The following is a 26,744-nucleotide window of genomic DNA, read 5'->3' as shown; positions in this document are numbered from 1 at the left end:
TATGCCCTTTCGGAGAGAGACTATGAGCGTTCCCGGTTCCCATTATGATCAGGGTGCAGGCCTGTACCCATCAGATCCGAAAGGTGTCGATTCTGTATCATTACGGGATTTGATCGTCATTGCTGCTGCACGCTTCCCGTTGATGCTGGCTGTTGCCGCCGCTGTTCTCGTGATCGGCGCCGGTTACGTTCTGACCCGCAGCACGGTCTATCGCGCTGACACAACGATCATCGTTGAGCCGCAGACAAGTGGCCTGCTCGCCGCGGAAAGCGCCGCAAGAGGCCGCGCGGAAACCGAAATGATGATGCGCAATCAGGTTGAGATCCTGCAGTCGCGTCCGGTCCTGCAACGCGTTGCCGAGGAGCTGTCGCTCGTCAAAGAAGGCGGCGACATGGACGAGATGATCGACCGTCTGCAGCGCCGTACCCGGATCCGTTTCCAGGAAGGCTCAGGCGTCATCACTATTATCGCTCGCACACCGAACGCCGAGCTGTCCGCGAATATCGCCAATGAGCTGGCTGACGCCTATCTCGCTGTTCAATCCGAATATCGTCAGTCCCTTGAGCAAAGCACGTCCGAACAGCTGGCCGTCCGGGTTGCCGAACTCGCTGAAGATGTGCGTGAGGCCGAAGAAGCGCTGAACACATTCCAGGTCGAGAATGATCTGACGGATGTCGCAGGCAACCAGTCGCTGACCGGGCTTCAGCTTGCCGATCTCAACCGTGAGCTGGCCGCAGCCCGTAGCTCGCTGACCGCAGCCACTGCCAAGGTCAATCAGGCGCGCCAGCTTCGCCAGTCCGGTGCCAGCCTAGAGACCCTGTCCGATGTTCTTGCCTCGCCCCTGATCTCCCAATTGCGTCAGCGCCAGACGGATCTGAACCGTGAGGCCGCTCAGCTTCGCGAACGGCTCGGCCCGAACCACCCGGACGTCATCGAAATGGCGGCAGAACAGCGCGAATTGCGCAGCAGTATCAACCAGCAGATAGGCCGCTTCATTCAGCAACTCCAGAATGATGTTGATGTTGCCCAAGCTCGCGTCTCGACACTTGAGGAACAGCTTGCCGGTATTCAGGGTACGTTCGAAGAGCAAAGCGAGAAGCGCATCCAGCTGCGCGAGCTTGAGCGCAATGTGCAGACCCGGCAGGAGATTTATCTCGCCACCCTCTCACGCCTTGGCCAGAGCGCGCCGGGTAATGACGGTCTGGCGCCCGATGCACGGATCCTCTCCGCCGCTGTGCCACCTACCGCGCCAGCCTCGACCTCAAAGCTCGTCCTGCTCGCTTTCATGATCCCATTTGGACTCGCAGCAGGTTATGGCGTCGCGCTCGCTATTGAGATCCTGACCGGGAGCGGATTCCGCTCTGATATGGCTATCAGCCGCCATCTCGGCGTGCCGGTGCTGGCAACCGTGCCGTCCTTGCGCGAGCTGAACAAGAATCGCGAGACGGCAGTCCTCGTTATGTCCCGCCGGGTCATCGATAATCCGCGTTCGCCGCATAGTGCAGCGATCCGCGATGTCGCGGCCCTCCTGAAACGCCCGACCGACGGCAACCGCCGGGTCGTTGCGATCACCTCCACCCTGCCCTCAGAAGGCGCAACAGCGCTTTCGCTCTCAGCTGGCCGCGCGCTTGCCGAGGATGGCCGCAAGACGGTGCTGGTCGATGCGGATGTGCTGCACCCGACCGTGCCGCGCCCGTCCGAACTGAAACATGAAGGCCCGTCGCTCGGTGATTACCTCGAAGGTAAGGCCGCTCTGCCCTCGATTACGATCAAGGATCTGGCCTCACCGCTCCACATCATCGCAAACCTCCGTGAGGTGATGATCGATGCAGCCACCGCCGCCGAGGGCGTCGCCGCGCTGATGGAAAAGCTCGCCGGCGAATATGACAATGTCATCGTCAAGGCGCCGCCGCTTCTGTCGGGCCGCCGGACCGGACCGATCTACAAGGCTGCAGACGACATCCTTCTGTCGGTGCGCTGGGAGCTGACCCCGCGCGATGCGATCGTCAGCGCCCTGCACCATTTGGGTGAGGACCGCGCAAAACTCGAAGGCGTCGTCCTTTTCGATGTCGATGAGCGCCGCCACGAGGTCTACACTCACGGCCTTCTGACCCGGGGGATCCTGCCCAAGGGCTTCCTTGGCCGGGCCAGCTGAGCCTTTCACCACCAAGTGAGCAAAGAGACGGGAACGGAGCATCATGGGCGAGTTTGAGGTCTATCTCATTGCCCTATGCGTCCTGTTCCTGCCGGTGGCATTCCCCGGCAGGCGGCTTTTCTGGCTGGTCGCGATCCCGGTCTTTGCCGCTTATATCGTCGTCTCGCGCTATTCAGGCTTTGACACTGATGTCGCGAAATTCGCCGAATGGATGAAGCGCGATTTCTCCGGCTTCTTTGCGTTGCGCGAGATGGTCTATTTCACCCTCTCTCACGGCGCCTATCTTCTGACCAAGGATGAACGTCTCGCCTTTCTCTTGATGGATGCAGGCTGGATCTTACTTGCCGCGATCTCCTTGAGGATGCGGTTCGGTAAATCCAACCTTCAATATGCGGCCTTTGCGATCATTCTGATGTCATTCCCCGTCCTGATGGGGTTCCAGAATTTCTACCGCCAGCATATCGGTATCGGCTTCATCATGCTCGCCTACCATGCCGCGCCGGGGCGGGTTGTTCTGCCGTCCTTATCTTTCCTGCTCGGGATCTTCAGTCACAACAGCGCGGCTCTGACGGCTCCTGCGATCTTTCTGCGGACCAAATTCTTCAAGGACGCACCGCTGGTGTTCCTGATTTTCTTCGGTGTCACAATTTCGGCCGTGCTTGGCCTTGGCCTGATCTCCAGCGGGGCAGTGAGCGCGCTGTCGAAATCGAACGCGACCACCGGACTAGACATGTCGCTGGTCTATCTTGCGCTCTTCATCGTCTTCTTCGTATATTTTCTTTATGCGGAGAAAGGCAATGTCGTCCGGGCCGCCAATGCGAGCCCGGCCTGTTTCTCGGCTCTTTTCATTACGCCGGGCATGATTGCCTTTTTCGCTGATGCGCCCGCAGAGCGGACCGCAATGATCTTTCTGATCCTGATGATCCCCGACCTCGTCGAAAGTTTCGGCCGATTTGGCCGCTGGGAACGCTTCTTGCTGCTGGCAGTCCTGTTCCTGATGCTTTCACTTCCGATGATCGCCTTTCCGAACACCCGTAATTTTGTGATGTGACCTATGGTTTGTGGACATTCACTCAGCTCCATCCAAATAGACCGGATTTCCGGGTCACACCCTGCTATGATGAAAGTCACCAATGAATAAGAACGGGGAGAATACGCCCGTCACGGCCTGGGTGCTGATGACTGTCTATCGCGGAGACGACGCCGCCGCGCTTGATGACGCGCTGAAAAGCATTCTGATTAATCAGACGCGCACTCCTGATGGTGCGATGATCGTGATCGACGGCCCCGTCGGACCGGAGCTGAACGGTGTCCTCGACACCTATAAGGATAAGTCACCCTGCCCGTTTACCGTGATGCCGCTGTCTGAGAATGGCGGCCTCAGCCTTGCGCTCAATGTCGGACTGCAGGCGATTCCCGAAGATGTGACCTACGTTATCCGGCATGACGCCGATGACATCTCGCGGCCCTACCGGCTCGCCGAGCAGATTGAATTCATGGAGCAACGTCCCGAAGTGGGCATGGCCAGCGGCCAGGTCTCGATCTTTGAAGGCACGCCGGAGAACCCTGTCGGCTCACGTTATCTGCCGGCGGGAATCGATCTGCGCGATTATTCACGCTGGCGGACACCGATAAACCATAGCTGCACGATCATCCGCGCCTCTGCCCTGACGCAGGAGCGCGAAGATTATCCCGATACGAGACTGCCCTTCGAGGACTGGTGGTTGTCCTTGCGATTCTCCAAACGCGGGTGGCCGATCGAGGCGATTGATAGTGTACAGATGGATTTCCGCGGTGGCCCGGCCATGATCGAGCGGCGGCGCGGGTTTGCCTATGTAAAGAAGGAGATAACCTTCTTCGAGCAGATCATAGATGAAGGGCTGATGTCTCGTTTTGATGCCATGAAGAATCTGGCCGTCAGAACACCAGCACGCCTCATCCCGGCGTCGCTTGGCCGTTTCGTCTACAAAAGGGCACTGCACCGAAAATCGGGCAATGACGAGGCGGCTGCATAGCACTTCCTCTGGCAAGGCAGGTTCCCCTTGTAATGCACCTATTTGGGGTGAATTTCCCACATTCGGCGGCACTCTTGGCCCGACAATTGCTAGATAAATCAGAAGAGTAAGCTTGCTGAGGGGAACACCCCATGGTAACGAATTATCTGGGAGAGCGTCGGCCAGTCCGGCGTGTCAGTTGCGTTTCGGTTAGGCTGGGGGGAGAATTTAGTATGCGTGCGGCGTTAAAGGACCGGGCCTTTGAACCTGGTCCCGTACTCGATTTGGATTTTGCTCCGGTCGAGACTGTAGATGACTTCCAGATCGAGCGTCAGACGACGTTCTCTGACCAAATCAAGCGGCTTGGCGACATCCTTGTTTCGGGTACGTTGCTTCTTTTCATTGCCCCTCTCTTTATCACCCTTGCCCTGCTCGTTCGCCGCGATGGCGGCCCGGCCATGTTCGCCCATGAGCGCGTCGGCCGTGACGGCAAGAGCTTCAAATGCCTCAAATTCCGCTCCATGCGCGTTGATTCGCAGGAAGCCCTGCGCAAGCATCTGGCTGCTGATCCGGAAGCGCGCCGCGAATGGGCCGAGCGCCAGAAGCTCAAGAACGATGTGCGAATCACCAAGATCGGCCGCACGCTGAGATTATGGAGCCTTGATGAGCTGCCGCAGCTGATCAACGTCTTCCGCGGCGATATGAGCCTCATCGGCCCGCGCCCGATCACGGCGCATGAACTTTCCCGTTACGGGTCACGCGCCAAATTCTACCTGCAATGCACGCCGGGCATTTCCGGCCTGTGGCAAGTCAGCGGGCGGAACAACACGACCTATCGCCGGCGCGTCGCTATCGATACGGTCTATGCCAAGCGCCGCTCGATCGCGCTTGATATGTCGATCATCCTTCGGACCATCCCCACCGTCCTGTTGCGGCGAGGGGCGGAGTAGGATGTCATGCGTGCCCGTCTCCTAGCGGCGGCGGCGCAACGCGGCCTTCAACAAGACCGATTGGCGAAACCAGCCGTTTTCTGGCATGTGCCTTGCGGAGCACTCTCTCTCAAGGAAGGCCAGAAGCTCATGAAAAGACTTGCCCTTTGCACCACAGCCGCGATGGCGCTGAGCGCCACGGGCACCCTTGCCGCCCAGAATGCGGATGAGGTGAATGGCGCGGACATCTCGCTGTCTCTGGGCAGTGTCTATGACACCAACCGTTTGCGCCTCGAAGAAGGCGTCGCCCCGCCGCCGGGCGGCAGTGAGGATGACCTGATCACCTCCGCCGAGGCGAGTCTGGATCTGTCTTATAAATCAGGGCTTCAACGGGTCTTTCTCGAAGGTACTGCCGGTTATGTCTGGCATCGGGACAATACTTTTCTCGATAATGAGAAGATCGACCTGACCGCCGGGCTCGACTGGGGCCTCACCTCACGCTGCGGCGGCATTCTTTCCGCCCGGGTCGAGCGCCGTCAGACGGACCTCGCCGATCTAGATGCCGTGGTCGACAATACCCGTGAGACCGAGACGTATACCGGGACTGCTGGCTGTTATCTGCGGTCCAACTGGTACGCCGAAGGCGGTGCTGACTATATCGAGAGCTCGAATTCGAACGGCGCCCAGCGGACCGACGACCTCGAAGCATTCCGATTCGGCGGAAAGCTCGAATATAGCCCGAATGAGACCAGCACATATGGCCTCTCCTATAGCGATACCGATATCGACTACCCGAATCTTGGCGCACCGACGGTCGACATCGTCGTGATCGAAGCCACCGCAAAGCGGCGTTTCGGCAATTCGCTAAAACTCGACGCAGCACTCGGCCATAGTGACGCCGAGCCGGGTAATGGCCCCCTCACCCCGGATTTTGCGGGCGCGACCGGCCATCTTGCGGCAGAGCTCAACCCGTCGAGCCGCCTCTCAGTCAGCTCCGCCTATAATCGCGGTATTGGCTATTCGAGCGATGTGAGCGCCGATTTCTTCCTGCGTGACCGAATCGCGGTCGCCGCCAATTTCGAGGTAACTCCGATCATCGGCGCCGAGATCTCCGCCCGCCGAATCGAACGGGATTTCTACTCCAACCTCAATTTCCGCCCGCTCGTCCGGTCCTATGATGAGACCGATGCCGTACGCGGCGCCATCCATTACCGCCTGCGCAAACAGCTTAAAGTCACCGCTGGCGTGGAGCATCTTGAGCGCGAGACCGATGGCCCGCGCGGCACCTATGATTCGACCCAGATTTTCGTCTCACTCGGAGTGACCAGATGAGAACGTTCCTTCTTTCCGCCCTCGCCCTATTCCTCGGCAGCGCCGCGCAGGCGCAGACCCAAGGCTATGAGCTGGGCCCGAATGACCAGATCGAGGTCATGATCTATGGCCAGACCGAAGAGCCGCTTGCCCTTCGCGTGACCGAGCGCGGCACGGTGACCCTGCCGCTGATTGGCGCGGTCGAGGCCGATGGCCAGTCGCCACTGCAATTTGCCGAGCGCGTTGCCCAGAAGATGAAGGCCGGCGGGTATCTGAAAGACCCGATCGTCAATGTCGAAGTGCTCTCCTATCAGAGCAAGGCGGCAACCGTTCTTGGCGCGGTCGAAAAGCCGGGCCTGCAACCGATCATCGGGCCAGAGCCATTGTCGCGTCTTCTTGCCAAGGCAGGCGGCGTCCGCGCCGGGCACGAAATCGTTGTCCTGCGCCGCCCCGGTGAAGCCGTCCGGACGCTGAGCATGTCTGACGTCGCGTCCGGCGTCGCCGATCCGGTCGTGCAGCCGGGTGATGTGATCCATGTCCCCGCCCCGCGGCGTTTCTTTATCTATGGGCAGGTCCAGTCACCGGGCAGCTATGCGATCACCGAGAAAATGACCCTGCGTCAGGCGCTGGCATTTGGCGGTGGCCCGAGCAATGCAGGCTCAGAACGCGGCCTCAAGCTCTATCGCGGCGGGCAGGAACGCTCGGTCGGTGATCTGGAGGCCGCCGTGCAGGATGGCGATGTCATCTTCGTGCCGGAGCGGTTCTTCTAAGAACGCCTTTCAGGTGGCGGCAACCGGTTGGTTGTCCGCCCCTTCAGAAGCCGCTATTGCGGGCATGACGGCCCCGTAGCTCAGCAGGATAGAGCAACAGATTCCTAATCTGTAGGTCGCGAGGGCAAAAAGCCAGCATATACAGCGAGTTCAGCGACACGCTGGTAGGCACGGGAAACTCACGAGAAACTTCGACGAGCAGCCAGCTCCTCGCCCTTGCGCGCAATGCGCTTCGCACGCTGACGGTTCTTCATCCAAATCTTGCAGAAGCGCAGAAGCTCATCGCCGTTGGTGTCAAAGAACTCATATCCAGCGCCGCCCAGGTACTGAAATGATCGAATTGAGCTATGAAAGGCCTGCTCGCAGTCATACGCGTCATCGACAAATACCACCATGTCGATCTGAGGATATTCCGGAACACGCCGAGTGATCATCTCTTCGTTATCATCGTCGACCGTTCGAGCGAACTGATTTCGAACTTCTCGAAGAGGATCGCCGGTTGCTTTCCCTACCTTGGATAGATGTTTCTGACGACGAAAGGGCCAGGTCCGGTGCCAAGTCGAGAACGCCCGGCGACGCTCGCGCTTCATTGAGTACGAATATACAAACTCGTTGCCATTCGATAAGCGGACTGGCTCGTCGATCAGGAAGGCAAACGCCTCGCCTTGAGCGACTCTGAAAGGTTCCTTGTAGGTTTGCGGGAGATAGGGACGGTACTCAGCTCTCGTATCGACGGTATAGTTGAATTCATGGTCCACGACTCCCTCCCCGATAGCCTGCCCTAGGTTTGTCTCTTCGCACGCGACAGGCTATTCATCAACTGAGACCCCGTAGCTCAGCAGGATAGAGCATCGGATTCCTAATCCGGAGGTCGCGCGTTCGAATCGCGCCGGGGTCGCCATCGCTCATCTCCGACCGATACGACGATCACGGAGCGTCTCCCAACTGCTTCTTAGCAGCTTGACGTCGGCAACGCCAAAGCCCAACCCTCTGCGCAGAAGGACTTCATCGGCGAAATCCAACGCCTCGGTGATGCGCGCATTTCGCAACATATTGTCGAGCTTTCGTACATCCTGTTGATCTATCTCGACATCGGGGATGGGAAGTTCCTGCGCCTCACGAGGTTCAAGTTCCAGAACTCCGCCGCCATAGCTACGGCCACACACCTCTGACCAAGCAAAGGTGAGGGAATTGAATGCGCGAAATGCTAGCTGCTTAATGTCAGTATCGCCTTTTATTCGCACCCTGTGAATCGTGTCAGTCGATGTGGCACCAGCTTCATTCGATACCAACAGAGGGAACTGATGTATTTGACGAAACATAAATCCATCTGGAACATAGATGGACGGCACATCATACCAACGCTTTCTAATCCGGCACTTGTAACCAGTGTTTACTCCTGCATCTTCACCAGCCTGAATGTATTCTTGAAGCCCCTTCGTGAACTTCTTGTCTGTAACCCTGCTCAAGTCCAATAAATATGCTGGCGAACGTGCCGCATACTGACCGAAGTCATCTGCGGAAAACTCAATCGATCTCAAGGCGTTCGTTCTACCAACCACTTTCGTTACAAACCTGGCTGCTTTTGCTGATTTCACAGATTCTTGATCGAGCACGAAGAAACTATTTCGGCCCGTGACAACACCCACTTCGACACGCGCTAGATCTCCTAAGGAGACAAGTCCATTGTGACTTTGTGCTGCACTCAGTGCATCAAATTCTCTGTCATCTAGAAACAAGGACGTCCATTTCATGCCGGAGCGTGTGTATTTTTCTGGCGCATGCTGCACAGCATCCAAGAAGTCGTGTTTACTCGGAAGATCTTGCCCGTTGATGTATTCCACTGTGTGTATTCTGGCAGAATTATTCGGCCTCTCTGTTTTTCCCTCGGCAAGCAATAAAACTACTTCCTGTTGGATCTGTGGAAAAACTAGCTGCCGAAACCCGATCAGCCCGATGTCTTCGAAGCCCCTAGAAAGTCGGTCGCGTAATTCGGAGGCGTAACCCACTTGAAGCAGTTCTGCTGGCACTACCATCGCCAAACGTCCACCGGGTTTCAGCAGCTCGACCGACAGTTGAACGAAGGCCGCCCAGGCATTCGCCAATTTTGTTGGACGATAGGATGCGTCCCTGAGATGGTTGAATGCAATATCGCGCACCTCTGGGTCAAAGTATTGAAACCGAATAAACGGCGGATTGCCGATGATCACATCAAAAGAGGAGTGCTTTAGTTGATCCCCGTACGAAGCGAAAAAGTCGTCACATATCCATTCAGTCGTCAGACCAGGGAAAACTTGAGCAGAACAGCGGGACTGCGCTCTTTCAATTTCCGATTCAAGAACTTCTACAGCAACCAAATGTGGCGACTGCTTGGGTTCCGCGCCGTACAATTGATTGAGTCTACTCAGTGCAGCGACCAAAAAATTTCCGTCGCCACACGACGGCTCAAGGATAGATTCAGCACCTGTTCTAATTGCCCAAGCAGTTAGGTACTCCGCCAACTCAACAGGAGTGTAGTATCCCCCCCGAAGTTTTTTCTCATCTGCAACAGGTTTATTCTTAAATATTGGTCTTTGCATATTCTACTCGTGGGGCGGAAGCCCTTTGTATCTATCAATGTAGTGGGGTGCCAAAGCTCTAGAGAAGTTTTCGAGTCTCAGTGAAGAGTTCTGCGGAGGCGAATCCGGACAAACATCACCAGTTTGGGGATCCCAAAGTATCAGCGAAAGTGCCTCAGCAAGATGAGCTTGATCGAGCACATCTTTGCGATTTCCCAGTCGTTCTAGAGTGCGAACCAGGTCTGCTTCTTGTTTCTTTGCTACTGCCGGCTTGGGTAGAACCACCATAAACGCAACAATCGCGTACGGGAATCTTGTGTGAACAGTTGCGGCTTCTGTGCCGAGGTCGTTGACCATGTTCTGCCAGTTCTTACCGATGGACTTTTGATCATTGAGCGACTTGCTATCGAAAACGATACGCGGCCCATCGGGTCGATACGCAACATCAAAGTTCTGCGGCCGGATGCCCCCGATTATGCGCGCGGGCCCTACTTCGACACAGTCAGGTTCGGGTGGAAGCAAAGCGTAAGGATGAGGCGTAACCACGTTGATTCCACCAAGGAATTTAGCGAGCGCTTTTCCGACCTCCATGTCAATAAAACTTGCGAAGTTTACTGATTGTTGGCGATCAAACGCGCTTGCCGACTTAGTTTTCCCATTAGTCGCGTTAACAGTGCCCAGCCATGCGGTACCCCAATCTGACAATTCCTGCCGCGGGATTATGATTTGATCCATGGAAGCGGCAAGTTCGCCCATCTAACTGCATCCTTAAGGGTAAGAAGGATGCGTTTAAGCGATTCTCGGATGCAATGCGATTCTTTGAGGGTACGTACCAATCCCATCATAAAAAACTCACTCACTGATTCGCGTTTTGAGTGCGATGAATCCTTTGCCCCTGTCATGGGCGAGGTCGGCGCGGGTGTAGCCCGCAGACAGGGCCGCCTCGATTGAGACGACGCCATCGGTCGCGGCGGTCATCATGGCTGCGAAGCGCGCATGGGCAGCGGAGCCGGGCTTCTTCGGATTCTCGCTCACGCAGAGCCGCAAGGACGGCTCTTCCTGCCTCGCCCGGCGGGCGGAGGTCTTCGACTTGGACGTTGTGGGCATACTGGGTCTCCATTTCTGGCCCGTGATAGTCGAGCACGGCGCACGCGCTGACGAGGAATGGGATTGAAACAGAACAAAACATGAACCTTTCATAGGGCGAACCCGAGCCAGAAGTAAACCCAAAAGATCGGTAAACGGACGTTAGCGCTCTGCGGCAGGGTCGGCGTATGAGTCTGGTATGAGCAAGAGAAGAGGCACGCGCCACCCATCGAGCGTGGTCGCGTCAGCGAGAGTTCTACGTCGTCAGCAGTCCGAACACTTCGCCAACGCGCACAGTGCCGCCCCGGAGGTGCAGGCCATGTCCTCCACGACACTGGTGATGCGACCAAGGACCATGTCGTGGTCTCCCGGCCCCCAGCCAAGTGCGCGTAGCACAGGGTCTCCCGGAATCCCGTGCTCGTCGCAGAACGCTCGGATCGAAGGCTGCGAGAACCGCCGTCCCGTCTCGATTTGCGCCCGCGCCAAGCCCCGGATCACCGCGAGCTGCTCGTGGCTGAGATGGTGCATTGCCTGAGCGATGAGCACATCAGGAATTTCGGTGTTGAAACGACCCATCGCTCAAATACTTCTCTTGTAATGCCTTGACCGCCTCGCGCTGCTCACGTTCGCGCAACTCGGTGACTGTAGATGTTCGAAAGCCACGATCCGGCCCTTCTCCGCGTGTCACAGGCGGGCGGCTCGGTCCGCGGTCACCCATCGAGCGCCCCCATGTCGGGCGTGGCCTCCTGCCACTCGCTCAGCTTGGCCGCGACGACACCCATGGCCCGCTCCCCCGCCTTGTCCAGCACCTCGCGAGCGGCGGTCGCCTCCCCGCGCAAGGCGACCTCGCGGGGAGCGTGAGTAAGCTCTGCCATTTCTCGCACCTTGTCGTGCTGGTCGGGCCTTAGGCCGGACAGCGCCGCCGGTGCGCGCAATAGCGCTGATGAGAAGCGCACGTCTTCCCGCACGAGGTCGAATGCACGCGAGGGGTCCTGTCGGACCAGAGAACGAAGCTCCCCGGCCATTGCATCTGAAATGGGAGGCATGGTCTTCTCAGCGATGGTCTTGTCCAGTGCCTTGATGTTCGCCTCCACGGTGTTCCGTGCCCGATCAGTCGCGGCGAGGCCCCGCTGCATGGCGTTCCAGCCTCGCTCGCCAAGTTCTCGCAGCGGCGTGTGCGGATTGCAAGCCAACTCGCTGATCTGACGCCACGCGCCCAAGAGAGTCTCAAGTCCGTGGCGGGCGGACATAGCGGCCATGCTCTCGCCTCGCACATTGAAGTCGATGGGCGGGGGGTCCAAGCGTCGGGCGCGCATGGCAGCCTGTCGTGCCGGGTCCGGATACGGTTGTCTCGCTCGTGGACGGTTTCGCAATACATCGTCGATGGTTGTCATATCAGTTTTCCTCAGTAGACGCCGACCAGTCGGCTGGATGTGACACGTTGCACGCGTTGCTCGGCCAGCATGTACGTGCACGAATCTAACGGGTGATCCGGGCAATGAGGCGTGTCGGCCACGTCGTCCGGGTCCTTCTCATCCCGGACCGAGTTGCCTATGGCGTGAATGAGAAATTTGCAGCGCTCGCTGACGAAGAGATGCGGACGACTTGGGTTCTGCTCGGTGGCGGCGGTCAACATCGAGCCCATGAGCGCCCAGCGCTCCGCGCGGCGGCCCTTCTTGGGCAGAGTCAAGTTCCAGAACTGCCCTGTCTGGCGCATGACGTTGATGACATCGTCACCCTGAATGCCCCTGTAATTGTCGACCACGCCAGAGGGACGATGAACACCATGATTGGCACACATCGAGGCGACCCTCTCTGCTAGACGATCAGGGCCCCACTCCGAGGAGGTGTTGAGGTTGTCGTCCTGCCAGATGACGTCGGACACCTCGTCAACGACGATGACGCTGTCACGGGGCAGCCTCCTCCCATCGGGGAAGGTCAGGTCACGCTTGGCGCGGATGCCGAGATGGGCGCAGGACGGCGCGGAGAGGCCGAAGTCAATGCCCACACGGGGCACGAACTGGTCCGGGTCCACGGGAGCGTCCCATGATATAACGTGGACGGATGAGTCAAACATGGGCCACATTAGGCCGGAGCCCTGCTCCCAAGATCCGAAGAGCCATTGTTGCAGTCTCACTGGGTCGCCGTGGCAGGCCTCGCGCAGACGACGAATGTATGCCTGCGTGTCGATGAAGGGGTTGTCAGCCGGACCAGAATTGATCGTGATCCATGTCTCCGTCTCGTCGCTGTCAGCCAGCTCGAGTTCGTATGGGACATGGCTTCGGCGTCCCCTGACATGGCGTTCGTAGATTCGCCCATGAAGGGGGCCGCCGGGGTTGCCACAGTAGACCACGCGCGTGGGCACGTGGCCGGGCCCGCGCAGGTTGGACCGCAGCAGGCGCAGCAGTCTCTCAGACGGGTACTGAGTGACCTCGTCGACGATGATGAGGGTGTAGCTCTTGCCCTGAAGGCGGTCATATCCGCGCTGATCCTCTATGGCGGACAGCTCGATGGTCGCTCCATTGAATCGTGCAATGTGCTCGGCTCGGTTGAAGCTGTGCGCTCCGCCACTCACAGCACCCAAGAGGGACAACATCTCATCCTCGAACTGAGAAAGAGAGCGGAAGGTGCGGCGGACAATTAGAACACTTGCGTCCTCGCCGTACTGCTGCACGTGACGCAGCGCCAACAGGACGGCGGCTGTAGTCTTTCCTCCGCCCCTCGCGCCCAAGAGAGCCAGATTGGCGGTCTCTGGCGTCTTTAATACCGAGAGCTGGAAGGGTGACATCTGAGCCATTTAGACCTGCTCCTTCTTCTTTGCTTCTCGACGTTTCGCCTGGCGGCGGAGGTACAGGGTGATCCACCGCAGCCGGACGACCTTGTCCCGAAAGGGGTGAGAGGTCTTCATGCCATCTCCCTCGCGCGGCTTAGGTAGACATCCATCTCATCCGCTGATGGCAGCAACATCGTCTGCTGACGATTGTCGTTGTTGATGGTGATGTGAGCTGGCGTCTTCGTTCCCTCGTAGCCACGTCGCGCCTTGAGCAGAAAGATGGCTGCGGTCACGCCGCCCTTGTGACTCGGGTCGCGCGCGCGTCTCATGAGGAGGTCGACAAGCTCGTCCTCCATCGCGCTATAGCCACGCTCCAGCGCTTCCAAGACTTCCGGTTGACGTCTCTTTATCTCACGGAAGGTGCTCGTTGCGACGCGAAGCTTCTTGGCAATGCTGGTTTCTGAACAGCCATTCCTCGCCATGTCCTCGACCACAGAGACGCCGCGCGCGCCGACGCGCCGCGTGTGGCCGCCTTCGTTCCGCACAACCACATCATCCGCTGATTTCGGAGTCTCAGGTTTCGCCTCGGTTTCCCGTCGCAATGTCGGCCTCGCAAGTGACTGCAATGGCGGAGAGTTCCGATATCGGACAGGAGCCTAAAAAGCTGCTGGCCTTTTTGCCGGGAGCAATCCGCCGAATCTCCGCAACGATAACTCGTCTTCGGATTTCATACCCGAGCAAAACGAGATCGTGAGAAGGTAACCGGTAACCGGAGTAACCGCTTAAAATCATTGTTCTGGAATTCCGCCCACAGCAGCGCCAGCCTCGCCCCACTCCTCCTTCCGAGATTTTCCCTGTTCCTAGGGTTACTACGGTTACCTGTAGTGTTTGCGGGAACTTAAGACGTAATCCTCCGGTTACCGAGCAGTTACGATGGGGTTACTAGAACGGTATTTCTTGCTGTACGTTTGGCGGCGTGGGCCGTGTATAACCCTTCGCGCGTTCGCTATCCTCTAGGACAACCGTCTTCGGCCCATCCCAACCCAGCTCATTCATCCGTCGCCTTAAGGTGCGGGGTGTCTCGCGCCTTGCCATGTCGGTCGCAGAAAGCGCCAAAATCTTCCGCATTACATACTCAGAGCTGACCCGGTCGGTACCCGCGAACCGTGCCTCCGGCGCCATGCGTTCGAGAACGTCGTCCCACGCATGGGCCTCGGCCCTTGCGGCCTGCTCCGTCTGTGCGTCACCGATCACGTCTGCTGGCAAGACCAGTGGGCCATCCCCTGCGGCATCCGCCTCGGCGAAGAGCTGGTCGCGATTCGCACGCAGCCATTCCACATCGACCTTCTCGCACCACACCGGAAGGAACCGTCTTGCGCCAGTCGGGTCGCGATTCCAGTCCTGCTCGTTCGTGGTGCCTACAAGTATGCCGCGCCTCGGGAAGCGTTTCTTGTGGTAGCCATAGGCGGGACGGTATTCGTCGACTGTCTGGGTAATGAACGCCTTCACGTCGGTCATGTCTCGCTTGGTTAGACCTTCCAACTCGGCAACCTCGTTGATCCAGTTTCCTTGTAGGAGTTCTGCGCGATCTCGCCCGGCGTCTCGAGTAAATAGGCTCGCATCGGAAAATCGCTCGCTAGCTAGTATCGACAGCGACAATGATTTGCCAACGCCTTGCGGCCCTTCGAGGATCACCATGTGGTCATACTTGACCCCCGGTTCTCGCGCCCTCCGGCACATGGCCCGGAGCATTAGACGACCTACCGCCCGCACATAGGGCGTGTCCGGCGCACCATATGCGCGGACCATCCACGTTGCGAGCCGCTCCTGCCCATCCCAGGTCAGCTCTTCCAGATAGTCGACAATCGGGTCTCGCCGATGCTCGATGGCGAGCGAGGCAAACGCATCTCGCAGGTGCTCCTTCTTCGGATCGAAGCCGTGCCGGACGATCACCATGTCGCGCAAGACGGCGAGCGCCGTGTCGCCTACAGGTCCGTTGTAGGTCTGCACTGGGAGCCCCTCCACCATATCTACGGCGCTGAAGGCATCGTGCCAAATGTCGAGATCGAGGTGGCCAAGAGCCTCGCGGGCGTTGCGGTAGCTGGCGAAGGGTCGCCCCTCCTTAGATGTCTCGTGCCAGCTTGGCTCATCGGCGCGCCGCGCTTTGACCCATTCCTTTGCCTTCGCCAGTTGCTTCGCAGCGAAAGCCACCGGGTCCGAACGCTGCCCGTTGTTCTTATCACGGACGAAGAAGTCGGTGACAGGGAGGCCCGACAAAGCGATGCCTAGGACGAGCTCGTCCGGCACGCCCACCGCCGCGCAGGAAGTGAGGAATGTTCTGGCCGCTTCGTTGCGGGAACCTTGCGGTGCCTGTAGTGCCGCCTCCTTTGCCTTAGGTGGGATGTCCAGATCGTGAATGTCGGAGGGATCGACATTTAGATAGTCTGTCTCCACAGCCACAGGCGCCACTGACCTCGCTTCCTCTAGCTTCGGAAAGTCAGCGAGACTTCGCGGAGCGGGATCGCGAACCGCTTCCCAAGATGCGCGTTGGCCGTTCTTCGAGTTTATTGAGCCGGGCAGACGCATAAGGCGGTCGATATTGTGGCAAGCATCTCCACCCGCCTTGCCTATAAGGACACGGTTGGCCGCCTCGACCTCTTCTTTCGTGCCGAGAGCGTCGAGTTCCCATAGCCCCCATGCACCTCGCCCCGACCGGACCACGATGTCCGGCTTCATCGACAGGAGACGGGCAACGATGTCTTCGACCGTCTCTTCGCCCACCGGATCGATGTCGACCCAGAGCCAGCGAGCACCAGCCATGTCCTCTTTGTTGGGCTTCTTGTGGATTTCCCGATGGAGTTCGCCGATTGTGACGTACCAGTCGTCGTGGGGACATGCGGTCAGCCATTCTGCGAGCTTTTCTCGACTCTTTATGAGATGTCCCTTGAGTCCACCACTTCGTTCTTTGCGGCAGAGCAGCCATGGGCCGCCCGCCCGCAGACGGCTCAGGAAGGACCAAGCTTCATTTACTTCGGAATCGCGCGGAGCTACCTTCGCCTTGTCCGTGAGGACCTCCGTATGCGAACTTGTCTCCGTCGGGTCGTGGCTCGCTCGACGGGGACTGCTCATCGCCCACCCCCCGCGACCCACTGGTCTAGATCGCTACGCTTATAGCGAAGATAGCGCTCGCCCATTCGAAGAGCGGGCGGCCCCTCGCGACGGGAGCGCCAGTTATACATAGTCTGCTGAGCAACGCCGAGATAATCGGCTGCTTGTTTGGGCGTCAGGTATTCCTGACGAACCGCGACCGTTTCAGGGATGATTTGTTCGATGGCTTCCACGGCCATCTGTCGGATTTGGTCTTCTAGACTCACACTCCGCCTCCTGCCCATATCGGGCAAATAGAGGCGGCGCTGCATCTCACCTTTCGGGAACGCGGGTATCCGACTTAACCCGCCTGCCTCCCGCCGGAGGCCCCTGGCAGCTCTTCAGGCCGATGTTCACTTGTGCGTGGGTGTCTTCGAAGGCCTGACCGCAATGCGTGTCCAAATTATAACGCAAGCGTTCGCTGTAACAAACACCATTCAGCCTCTCGTGAACAAAGCGTCACTGATCTTCTGTTGCCAAGGACGCAACTCCTCTGGAGTGAGGTTCTGATACCTCGCAGTCATGCCCTGCGGCGCGTGGTTCATGAGAATGGAGATTATCGGCTGCGGCACCCCAAGTGTCAGCGCCACAGACGAGTAGGTACGCCGCATGTCATGCGTTTGCGTGGGCAGTCCCGCAGCGATCATCGATCTCTTGGGGTTTGTCAGGTGACCGTCATTGCGAGACGACGGGAACGCCCAGACTCCGCCCCATTGTCGCCGACGTTCCAAAATCTCCATCAACTGCGTGCTCATGGGGATGCGAAAAGCTCGGCGCTCGCCCCCCTTGGGCCGAGGGCGTGTCAGCACAGCCTCCTCCCAGTCCACCTCCGAAAGCTTCACGGACAAGGCATCAGAGACCCGGAGCCCCGAGCCCAACGTGAATAGAAGCCAGTCGCGAACAACGAGATTACGCACGCCGTCCACCATCTTGTGCCAATCGGCGAGGTCTTCGATGCGCGACGTCTTTCCGGGCACGTAGTACCAGCGCAGCGCGCGTGTTGGGCATTCGGGCAGATCGTCTATCGGGCGCGCGGTGTTCCAAACGGCCCGGAAGATTCGGAACACGCGGTTCGCTGTCGCCTTCTTGTCCTTCATCTGGCCGTGACGGTGCTTCACCTCCTCGGCCGAGATCCTCGACAACGGGCGGTCCAGCCAGTCGGCCATGTACCGCTCTAGCTCCGGCAAGAGCCCCTTGTAGCTGCTACGGGCGTCCTTGATCATGTCCTGTATATGTGTCTCGGCGGCCTCGCGGAGCGTCATTCCCTGCCGCTCTTCTTTGACCACCACTCCGGACTCAATCTCAGCCAGCTTGACGCGAGCCAGCCGACGAGCCTCTTCGATCTTCAACGTGGGCCAATGACCCAGCGAAAGGCGGGTCTTCCGGCCACCGATGTTTTTCTGAATAAGGAGCGAGACCTTGCCGGTCTTCCGAACAACGAGCCCGAATCCCTTCAGCTCCGTGTCCCACACCGCCTGTGGCTGGCCCAACTGAGCCTGCCGCGCCACTGCTTCTGTTATCCGTTTGACCGCCACGAGAAACCCCCTTGAGAAACCGAGAAACCTTTGTAACGGTAACTCGAGTTATATCGGAGGCCCTCAGAAGTAAATGATTTCAAGCTTCTGCGGGGTGAATTAGCTCAAGTTAGGCACCGACAGCGTATTCCTAATCTGTAGGCCACTGGTTCGAATCCAGTCGGGGTCACCAGTCAGCCTAGATTGAACCCGCCTGCCCGCCACCAAGAGCGAGATAGAGCGCAACCGCATTTCGCGAGCGTTCGAGCCGGGCCGAGATAAGGGCCTGCTGCGCTTGATAGACCGCGCGCTGTGCGTCGAGTACGGAGAGGTAATTATCAACCCCGTCTTTGAGGCGCTGTTCCGAAAGGAACTGCGCCCGCTCGCTCGCCGCAACCAGCCGGTCAAGCGCGGCAATCTGATCATCAATCGTGTCCGCGACTGCCAGCGCATCGGCTGTCTCGCGGAAGGCGCTCTGGATGGCGCCCTCATATTGGGCAAGAGCGATCTCGCGCTGCGTTTTTGCGAGCCGTAGATTGGCGCGGTTTTGGCCGCCGGAGAAAATCGGCAGGGAGACCTGCGGGCCATAACTCCAAACGCCATTAGCGCTGGAGAAGAGATTGTCGAGCTCGGTGCTGGCATAGCCTGCGCTGCCCGTCAGGCTGATCTGCGGGAAGAAAGCCGCGCGTGCCGCCCCGATCTCCGCATTCGCTGCCCGAAGCGTATTCTCCGCTGCCTGAACATCCGGCCGCGAGAGAAGAATGTCAGATGACTGATCGGCATAAAGATCGAGCCGGACGGACATCTCACTTTCCGCCGCAGCCTCAGCGATCCCTTCCGGCAAGGGGCCACCGACGAGAAGCTCCAGCGCATTGAGGCTCTGGCGGACAGCCGCCTCATAGCGGGCCGTATCGGCCCGCGCTTGCTCAACGCTTGTGACCGCACGCTGATAATCAAGATCGCTTGCAATGCCTGCCTCTAACCGCGCGCGTGTGAGGTTGAGAGATTCTTCCTGACTGCTCGCGGTTTCCTGCGCCAGCGCGAGAAGCTGGGTGTTTGTCACAAGGCCAAGCCAGCCATTCGACACCGCGCCGATCAGCGAAAGCTGGGCCGCACGGGCGTTCTCTTCCGCCGCAAAGTAGTGCTGCTGCGCGGCCCGGTTGAGGCTCGTCACCCGGCCGAAGAGATCAAGCTCATAGGCTGTGACGGCCAGTTGCGCCGTCGCCTGATCAACGCTCTGCGCCTGAAGGGCGGGGTTCTGGCTCGCCCCATCATCCTCAAACAGTCCACGGTCGGTCACCGTGCCTTGCGCATCGATAGAGGGGAAGCGCTGGGAGCGGGTGATGCCGTACTGTGCTTGCGCCGCCTGCACATTGAGGATCGCGACTCGAAGGTCACGATTATTCGTAAGCGCTGTATCGATCAGCCCCTCGAGCGCCGGATCGGCAATAAATTGCCGCCAGCCGAGCCCTGCTGCCGCCACGCCGACATTTGAAGTTTGTGCCGGCAGGGAGGAGGCGATCGGTGCATCGGGACGCTCATAATCTGGCGCCATACTGACACAGCCGGTCAGTGCGAAGGCCGTTGCGGCCGTCATGACAAAAATATGTTTCATGATGATCTATTCCGCCGGTTGCATGGACGGGTTGAGGTCAGCTTCGCCCGGCCGTTTGAGAGGCCGTGCGCCTGTGATCTTCCGTATCATGACGTAAAAGAGTGGAGCAAAGAAGATACCGAAAATCGTCGCGGCGATCACCCCGCCAAGAACGGCAGAGCCAATGGCAATCCGCGCTGCCGCCCCTGCCCCGCTTGATAAGGCCAGCGGGATGACGCCAAAACCAAAGGCGAGCGATGTCATCAGGATCGGCCGTAGCCGCATGCGGACTGCTTCCTTGGTCGCCTCGATAAGCTCTTTGCCCTGCTCTTCCAGCGACTTGGCAAATTCGACAATCAGGATCGCGTTCTTTGACGCAAGACCAATGGTCGTCAGCATACCCACCTGGAAGAAGATGTCATTTGAGAGCCCGCGGAAATAGGCCGAGACCAGCGCCCCGATAATGCCGAGCGGCATTACAAGCAGCACGGAGACCGGCACCGTCCAGCTTTCATAAAGTGCCGCAAGGCAAAGAAAGACGATCAGCACAGAGAGCGCATAAAGCAGAGGCGCCTGTGCCCCGGAGGATTGCTCCTGTTCACTCAGACCCGTCCATTCAAAGCCGATCCCTTCAGGAAGTTGCCCGATTAGGCGTTCCATTTCCGCCATGGCATCGCCTGAGCTGTAGCCGGGGGCGGCAGCCCCCTGAAGCTGGATGGCCGGGACACCATTATAGCGTTGCAATTGCGGCGAGCCGTAATCCCACTCCATCGTCGCGATCGCGCTCAGCGGGATCATCTCACCTTGCGCATTCCTGACACGGATCTGCTCGATATCTTCGGGCATCATGCGGAAGGGCGCATCCGCCTGCACGAAAACGCGTTTGATCCGGCCACGGTCAATGAAGTCATTGACGTAAAGTCCGCCCAGCGCGGTTGACAGCGTGCTGTTCACATCGGCGATGCTGAGGCCAAGGGCTTGCGCCTTTTGCGAGTCGATCGAGATGTTGAATTGCGGGTTATCGTCCTGACCGTTCGGGCGCACCCCCATCAGAAGCGGGCTTTGCCCAGCGGTGCCGAGAAGCTGGTTGCGCGCATTGATCAGCGCTTCATGACCGAGCCCGCCACGATCCTGGAGGAAGAGGTCGAAACCGCTCGATGTCCCAAGTTCCGGGATGGGCGGCGGCACGATGGTGAACGCCATGCCGTCCGTAAACTGAGAGAAAACACCCATTGAACGGTTAGCAACGCTTTGGACATCAAGGCCCGGCTTGTCGCGCTCTGACCAGTCCTTCATCGGAATGAAGGCAAGACCCATATTCTGACCCTGTCCGGCAAAGGAGAAGCCAGAAATGGTGAAGATACCGCGCACTGACGCCTCTTCTTCGGTCAAGATGTGGTCGCGGACATCGGCCATCATCTCTTCTGTACGCGACACGCTGGCCAGCGGCGGCAATTGAACAAGCGCGAGAGCGATGCCCTGATCCTCATTCGGCAGGAAGGAGGTCGGGATGCGAGTTGAAAGCAGCCCGGCGCCAAGAAGCAGTGCAACAAAGACGCCGAAGAAAACCCGGCGACGACGGAGTATCCGGGAAACCATCCGCTCATAGCTGTCGGTCATTCTTGCAAAACCGCGATTGAAGGCAGCGCTTGCCCGGCCCGTCAGGCCCTTTGCTTCGTGAGTGGCTGATTTCAGCATGGTGGCGCAGAGTGCCGGCGAGAGGACCAGCGCGACGACCACGGAGAGAATCATTGCCGAGACGATGGTCACCGAGAACTGACGGTAGATAATGCCTGTCGAGCCCGGAAAAAACGCCATCGGCACAAAGACCGCGGAGAGGACAGTCGCAATACCAATCAGGGCGCCGGTGATCTGATCCATCGACTTGCGCGTGGCCTCACGTGGGGAAAGCCCCTCCTCTTTCATCACCCGCTCGACGTTCTCGACCACGACGATGGCGTCATCGACCAGCAGGCCAATGGCGAGCACCATGGCGAACATGGTCAGCACATTGATGGAATAGCCAAAGGCGGCAAGGACAGCGAAGGTCCCGAGGAGAACGACCGGCACAGCGATCATGGGTACGAGTGTCGCCCGTAAATTCTGCAGGAAAACCAGCATCACGATGAAGACGAGGAAGATCGCCTCGATCAGCGTTTTTTGCACTTCGTGAATGGATTTGTCGACGAAGGGCGTCACGTCATAAGGGTAGATGACCTCAACATCGTCCGGCAGCGTTGTCGCTGCCAGTTCATTGACCCGGTGACGGACTGCCTCTGCCGTGTCGAGCGCGTTGGCGCCGGAGGCAAGCTGGATTGCAAAGCCCATGGAGGGACTGCCGTTCCAGCGAGAGACGAATTCATAATTCTCCGCCCCCATCTCAACCCGTGCGACATCGGCGACGGTAACAGCCGCGCCATCCGGCGTCGTCTTGAGGAAAATGTTCTCGAATTCGGACGGATCAGTCAGAAGCGACTGTAGCGTGATGGTCGCTGAAATCTCCTGGTTACCGGCATTTGGCAGTCCGCCAAGTGAGCCAGAGGAGACTTGAGTGTTCTGCTCACGGATCGCGTTGACCACGTCGTTTGGTGTCAGGCTGTACTGCGTGAGCTTGTCAGGGTTGATCCAGATCCGCATGGCGTATTGCGCACCGAAAATCTGCACATTACCGACACCGTCTACGCGGCTGACAGGGTCGATCATGACGGACTGCGCATAATCGGCAAGGTCGGTCTGGTTGTGTGTGCCGTTGGGCGAGACCAGTCCGACAACAAGCAGAAAGTTCTGGCCAGATTTACTGACCGTCACGCCCTGACGCTGGACCTGTTCAGGCAGAAGCGGCGTTGCCTGCGAAAGCTTGTTCTGGACCTGAACCTGCGCGATGTCGGGATCGGTCCCGGCCTCGAAGGTCAGTGTCACGGTGCTGGCGCCCGAAGAGCTGGAACTTGATGAGAAATATTTGAGCCCGTCGAGCCCGGTCATCTGACGTTCCAGAACCTGCGTCACGGAATCTTCCACCGCTTTGGCAGAAGCCCCCGGATAGATCGCGCTGACCGTCACGCTGGGCGGCGCAATCTCCGGGTACTGCGAAACCGGCAGGACGCGTAGCGCCATGACACCCGCAAGCATGAGAATGATGGCTACGACCCATGCGAAGACGGGCCGGTCGATAAAATACTTCGCCATGTGAACCTCGTTGCGGGCCTAGAGCGCCGCGTTGCCGGCAGCGTTCGCAACGTTGCTGGACGAATTGTCTTGTGTCTTTTCCATCGCTGCGACGGGCGCGCCGGGGCGCAGCATCTGAAGACCGGATGTGATGACCTGGCTGCCCTCAGAGAGGCCGCCCGTGACGACCCAGTCGCCTGCCCGCGCCTGCGCGATGGTCAGCATGCGTTGCTCGGCGGTGCCGTTCTCCCCTACCACCAGTACATAAGGCTCAGCGGTCGGGGTACGCATGACAGCAGCTTGCGAGACAAGGATAGCGTCTTCAAGCTGACCGACAGGCAGGCTAGCTCGAACGAACATGCCTGGCAGCAAATAGCCGTCAGGGTTCGGCACAATGGCGCGAAGGACGACCGTACCGGAAGTCTCATCGACACTGACCTCAGAGAAGGCCAGCTGGCCCTGATGCTCATAGGTGCTGCCATCTTCAAGCGTGACAGTCACCGGCACCTTGGTCTCGGCACTCGTCAGATCGCTCGCCATTGCCCGCTTCCAGCGCAGGACATCTGTCGCGGCAGCCGTCAGATCGACATAGAGCGGATCAAGCTGGCGGATCGTGGCAAGCGTCGATGCCTGGTTCTGAGTGACGAGCGCACCGGGGGTCACTGAAGAGCGGCCAATCTTGCCGCTGATCGGGGCACGGATAGTCGTGCGGTCAAGATTGATCTTGGCTTGAGTCAGCGCAGCGTTTGCCATGGCGACATCGGCCCGCGCCTGTGCGGCCGCGGCTTCTGCCTCATCATATTGCTGGTCGCTGACCGCCTTGATGGCGACAAGTCCCTTGAGGCGTTCGGCGTTTTGAACTGCAACATTTGCATTGGCACGTGCGCGAGCCAGCGAGGCCGAAGCACTTTCGACCGCAGCGCGGTATTCGCTGTCCTCGATCTGATAAAGGGGCGTGCCCTCCTCGACCGCTTCGCCTTCTTCAAAGAGACGCTTCTGAATGAGGCCTGAAACCTGTGGACGAACTTCCGAGACGGCAAAAGGACGGGTCCGCCCCTGTAGCGAGGCGGTCAGCTCGATATTCTCGCCTTCGGCCGCTTCGGTAGCCACCTGCATTGCAGGCGCCGCCGCGCCATGAGCGCCGACCTCCTCACTCTCTGCGCCGCAGCCCGTCAGGGCCAGCGCGACAGGCGCGAACAGCAGGAAGAGAGGAGCAAACCGGCGCGAAACCGCGGAAGTCCGTGCTGTTGAGTGATCGACTGTCATGAAAAAATTCCTGCTTGCAGTTGGAGGCTGGTAACGTATATCAGTTAGAATGAACGTTCGATCTAAACATTCCCTGAAGATTGTCAATGTGCTGCAGTGCACAAATTTGATGAAAAGCGGGAATTGGGAAATAACTGAGGAAAACCCCGGAGGATCATGGGCAAATCGAGTTTGATGACGGCCGAGCCGGTGACACGGCAGGATCAGGTGCTGCAGGCCGCGGCACGCTGTTTCGTCGAGGAGGGGTTTCATGGCGCCAGCATGTCGCGCATCGCCAAGGCCGCCGGCATGAGCCCCGGACACATCTATCACTATTTCGAGAGCAAAGAAGCGATCATCTCCGACATCGTGCGGCGGGAAGAAATCGACGCACGCGCCTTTTTCGACCAGTTCCGCGAATGCTCCCCCAGTGAATTGATCAGCAATCTGATGTCTTGTGTCGAGGAAGGGGTGCAGAGCAATACCGACACCTTCCACTCCGTCCTGATGCTCGAAATCCTTGCCGAGGCGGCCCGCAGCTCCAAGGTCATGACCATCGTTCAGGAAGTCGACAAGGAATTGCGCGACAATTTTGCCAATACCCTGAAAGAGCGGCTGGACCTTGAAGACGCGCATGGGCGGGTCGAGGTCATGTTCGCCCTCTTCACTGGGCTTGCCATCCGGATCATCCGGAACCCGGGGCTCGACCGCACACGGATTACCCACCACATGCGGCAGGTTCTCTCTAATCTTTTGACGCAATCAAATGAAGACGAGCGAGAACACTTGTCAGTTGCGAGCAACGCGTAAGGCTAGTCGCCCGGCCTTAGAGCTATCAATAAGCTTTGACAGACAGAGTGACGAAGGCTCGGACATCCGATTGCTCAGGCAAATCGCCATCTTCGATCGGCACGCCGACAGAACCCGACAGATTGATCCGCTGGCCGCGCGACAGCCGTGCACCTAGACCCGCCGCGCTGAGATTGACGGTCGGGAATAGCGACTGAACCTCGCCCATATCGTAGAAGCCGAAGATGTCGAGCGCATATTGCTCACCGCGATGGACTTCGCGGTCGAGCTGGACCTTCGCGAAATAGCCTGAATCGCCTGCAACCGTGCCCGGATCAAACGCCCGAATCGAGTTTGCGCCGCCAAGCTGGAATTCAAGCGTGCCCGGCAGGTCATCCTCAAACGCATATTGCCATTGCAGATCGACCGAGCCGCGCGTCTTAGGCGTGATGCTACGCGAGAAAAGGGCCGCGCCACGCAGGAGTGAAATGTCGCGCGTGTCGTCAAAAAGCTGTTCTTCGGCGCTGGCCATCAGGCCGGAAGTGCGCAGTACGATGACATTCTTCTCCGTCACGAAGTCGGCGCTCAGCCCCGCCTCAGCCTGGATGATCTCTGTGTCACTCGTCTGGATACCGTCAACGGTCGTCTCTGCTGCCGTACGGCTGATCGTCAGATCCGCCCCGACGAACCGGCCCTGACGGAAGAGAAGCGGCATGGAAGCCGTCGCCGCAATCGTGTCGGACGTGCCCTCAACCGAGAGATCCTTGAACGGCCCGTTGATGACTTCGGTCTGGCCACGGACATAAGAGAGACCGCCGCGCATCCCGCGCTTGCCCAACGGCATGCTGTAGGAAACGCTGCCCGAGACCGAACCGCCCGCACCGACAATAAAGCCGCTTAGCTGGTCATCATCCCTGAACAGACGATAACGGCGACCAATCGCCCCGCCCTCGAATTCGCCTGTACTCTCAAAGCCGTTATTGTCGACAAAGAGATCGAGTTGGTTGCGGTCAGGCTCCTGCATGATCAGGGTGATGTCGGTCGTGCCAAACGCGCCGCCCGGCTTGATATCCGCCATGACCTTGGCGTTGTTCAGCCGGTTGAACCGCAGGAGTTCTTTCTCCAACTCCGGCAGATCGACCACCGTACCGCTGGGGACGAATAGTCGGCCGGCGACATATTCCGCACCGTAATAGGTGTTGCCGGTGACGCTCATATCCTCAACAACGCCCTCAACCAGCGTCACCTTGACGACACCGCCTTCGATCCGTTGGGGCGCAAGGACGGCCCGTGCCGTCAGATATCCGCCTGCGTCATAAAGGGCATTCACCTTGGCGACCATCTCATTGAGATCGGTGAAGGTGACCTCGCGGCCGGTATACTCCGCCGCAATTCCGTCAAGCTGGGCCTGCGTAAGGAAGGCGGAGCTTTCAAACTGGACCTCATTCAGAACAAAGCTGACGCCTGTGTCCTTCAGGGGATCAAACTCAAAGCTCTGCGCGTTGGTGACCTCGCCACGTTCGGTGACGGGCTGGGTCTCGCGGAGCTGTTCCTGCCGGCGGCGCAGCTCTTCATTAATCCGTGCAGGATCAGAGCCGGGCGGCAGATCCTGCGCGCCAGCAATGCCGACAAGGGAGATCGCCGACAGCCCCGCCGAAATCACAAGGCGGGAAGTCGAAGCACGAAGGCCGGTGTTCATTTTCTTAGCCATGTC

Annotated in this window: 22 protein-coding genes and 1 tRNA gene; 8 read left to right on the top strand and 15 right to left on the bottom strand. The window is 58.8% G+C overall.

All coding sequences use genetic code 11. The annotated features are described in order from the left end of the window. The first annotated feature begins 22 nt into the window (after positions 1–22). From DX908_RS13270 to DX908_RS13245, 6 genes are all read left to right on the top strand, one after another. Positions 23–2,155, top strand: a complete 2,133-nt coding sequence (locus DX908_RS13270) for a GumC family protein (protein WP_158548778.1) — start codon at positions 23–25, stop codon at positions 2,153–2,155. A gap of 43 nt (positions 2,156–2,198) precedes the next feature. Beyond that, positions 2,199–3,206 carry a hypothetical protein gene (locus DX908_RS13265; RefSeq protein WP_116392783.1) on the top strand — a complete coding sequence of 336 codons (1,008 nt, stop codon included), beginning with the start codon at positions 2,199–2,201 and terminating at the stop codon, positions 3,204–3,206. A gap of 82 nt (positions 3,207–3,288) precedes the next feature. Continuing rightward, complete coding sequence (locus DX908_RS13260) at positions 3,289–4,170, top strand: glycosyltransferase (protein ID WP_116392782.1); 882 nt, start codon at positions 3,289–3,291, stop codon at positions 4,168–4,170. Positions 4,171–4,382: 212 nt separating this feature from the next. After that, positions 4,383–5,099 (top strand): sugar transferase, encoded by a 717-nt coding sequence (locus tag DX908_RS13255; protein ID WP_199564715.1) that lies wholly within the window; start codon positions 4,383–4,385, stop codon positions 5,097–5,099. A 129-nt stretch (positions 5,100–5,228) separates the two neighbouring features. Beyond that, on the top strand, positions 5,229–6,410 hold the full coding sequence (locus tag DX908_RS13250) for a hypothetical protein (protein ID WP_147303803.1): 1,182 nt from the start codon (positions 5,229–5,231) through the stop codon (positions 6,408–6,410). Next, positions 6,407–7,159 (top strand): polysaccharide biosynthesis/export family protein, encoded by a 753-nt coding sequence (locus tag DX908_RS13245; RefSeq protein ID WP_116392779.1) that lies wholly within the window; start codon positions 6,407–6,409, stop codon positions 7,157–7,159. The genes DX908_RS13250 and DX908_RS13245 overlap by 4 nt, the downstream gene beginning before the upstream one ends. A gap of 179 nt (positions 7,160–7,338) precedes the next feature. Here the strand turns inward: DX908_RS13245 and DX908_RS13240 are convergent, their stop codons facing one another. Further along, a complete protein-coding gene (locus DX908_RS13240) occupies positions 7,339–7,917 on the bottom strand; it encodes a hypothetical protein (RefSeq protein ID WP_116392778.1) in 579 nt (192 codons plus the stop codon). A 66-nt stretch (positions 7,918–7,983) separates the two neighbouring features. On the opposite strand from DX908_RS13240, the gene DX908_RS13235 reads away from it, so the two are divergent. Next, a tRNA-Arg gene (locus tag DX908_RS13235) sits at positions 7,984–8,060 on the top strand. Between the two features lie 4 nt (positions 8,061–8,064). Here DX908_RS13235 and DX908_RS13230 read toward each other — a convergent pair. The 13 genes from DX908_RS13230 to DX908_RS13170 all read right to left on the bottom strand — a co-directional run bounded on the left by DX908_RS13230 (position 8,065) and on the right by DX908_RS13170 (position 24,262). Next, complete coding sequence (locus tag DX908_RS13230; protein ID WP_116392777.1) at positions 8,065–9,738, bottom strand: N-6 DNA methylase; 1,674 nt, start codon at positions 9,736–9,738, stop codon at positions 8,065–8,067. A gap of 3 nt (positions 9,739–9,741) precedes the next feature. Beyond that, positions 9,742–10,473 (bottom strand): hypothetical protein, encoded by a 732-nt coding sequence (locus tag DX908_RS13225; RefSeq protein WP_199564714.1) that lies wholly within the window; start codon positions 10,471–10,473, stop codon positions 9,742–9,744. 96 nt (positions 10,474–10,569) lie between these two features. Then, complete coding sequence (locus DX908_RS13220) at positions 10,570–10,824, bottom strand: hypothetical protein (protein ID WP_116392776.1); 255 nt, start codon at positions 10,822–10,824, stop codon at positions 10,570–10,572. Between the two features lie 243 nt (positions 10,825–11,067). Further along, entirely contained in the window at positions 11,068–11,379 is a 312-nt protein-coding gene (locus DX908_RS13215; protein WP_116392775.1) for a hypothetical protein, read from the bottom strand. 134 nt (positions 11,380–11,513) lie between these two features. Next, positions 11,514–12,062, bottom strand: coding sequence for a hypothetical protein (locus tag DX908_RS13210; protein ID WP_147303802.1), 549 nt, complete (start codon positions 12,060–12,062; stop codon positions 11,514–11,516). 146 nt (positions 12,063–12,208) lie between these two features. Then, complete coding sequence (locus DX908_RS13205) at positions 12,209–13,600, bottom strand: terminase large subunit domain-containing protein (protein WP_116392773.1); 1,392 nt, start codon at positions 13,598–13,600, stop codon at positions 12,209–12,211. Positions 13,601–13,707: 107 nt separating this feature from the next. Further along, positions 13,708–14,121, bottom strand: a complete 414-nt coding sequence (locus DX908_RS13200) for a hypothetical protein (RefSeq protein WP_147303801.1) — start codon at positions 14,119–14,121, stop codon at positions 13,708–13,710. A 397-nt stretch (positions 14,122–14,518) separates the two neighbouring features. Next, positions 14,519–16,705 carry a virulence-associated E family protein gene (locus DX908_RS13195; RefSeq protein WP_116392771.1) on the bottom strand — a complete coding sequence of 729 codons (2,187 nt, stop codon included), beginning with the start codon at positions 16,703–16,705 and terminating at the stop codon, positions 14,519–14,521. Beyond that, positions 16,702–16,950 (bottom strand): helix-turn-helix transcriptional regulator, encoded by a 249-nt coding sequence (locus tag DX908_RS13190; RefSeq protein WP_199564713.1) that lies wholly within the window; start codon positions 16,948–16,950, stop codon positions 16,702–16,704. Before DX908_RS13190 ends, DX908_RS13195 begins: the two co-directional genes overlap by 4 nt. Positions 16,951–17,160: 210 nt before the next feature. Next, the gene (locus DX908_RS13185; RefSeq protein WP_116392770.1) at positions 17,161–18,258 is read right to left on the bottom strand and encodes a site-specific integrase; all 1,098 of its coding nucleotides are present in this window, start codon (positions 18,256–18,258) and stop codon (positions 17,161–17,163) included. A gap of 178 nt (positions 18,259–18,436) precedes the next feature. After that, positions 18,437–19,852: an efflux transporter outer membrane subunit gene (locus DX908_RS13180; RefSeq protein WP_116392769.1), complete on the bottom strand. Its 1,416-nt coding sequence runs from the start codon at positions 19,850–19,852 to the stop codon at positions 18,437–18,439. A 6-nt stretch (positions 19,853–19,858) separates the two neighbouring features. Then, the gene (locus tag DX908_RS13175; protein ID WP_116392768.1) at positions 19,859–23,017 is read right to left on the bottom strand and encodes an efflux RND transporter permease subunit; all 3,159 of its coding nucleotides are present in this window, start codon (positions 23,015–23,017) and stop codon (positions 19,859–19,861) included. Between the two features lie 18 nt (positions 23,018–23,035). Then, positions 23,036–24,262, bottom strand: a complete 1,227-nt coding sequence (locus tag DX908_RS13170) for an efflux RND transporter periplasmic adaptor subunit (protein WP_116392767.1) — start codon at positions 24,260–24,262, stop codon at positions 23,036–23,038. Between the two features lie 156 nt (positions 24,263–24,418). Between DX908_RS13170 and DX908_RS13165 the strand changes: the two genes are divergently transcribed. Beyond that, the gene (locus DX908_RS13165; RefSeq protein WP_116392766.1) at positions 24,419–25,051 is read left to right on the top strand and encodes a TetR/AcrR family transcriptional regulator; all 633 of its coding nucleotides are present in this window, start codon (positions 24,419–24,421) and stop codon (positions 25,049–25,051) included. Between the two features lie 25 nt (positions 25,052–25,076). Here DX908_RS13165 and DX908_RS13160 read toward each other — a convergent pair whose 3' ends face one another. After that, positions 25,077–26,741 carry a ShlB/FhaC/HecB family hemolysin secretion/activation protein gene (locus DX908_RS13160; protein WP_116392765.1) on the bottom strand — a complete coding sequence of 555 codons (1,665 nt, stop codon included), beginning with the start codon at positions 26,739–26,741 and terminating at the stop codon, positions 25,077–25,079. Between the last annotated feature and the right edge of the window lie 3 nt (positions 26,742–26,744).

Source organism: Parvularcula marina (assembly GCF_003399445.1).
In the GTDB taxonomy this organism is placed as follows: Bacteria; Pseudomonadota; Alphaproteobacteria; order Caulobacterales; family Parvularculaceae; genus Parvularcula; species Parvularcula marina.
The sequence above is the reverse complement of the archived record's forward strand: the minus strand, read 5'-3'. Positions and strand labels throughout refer to the sequence as shown.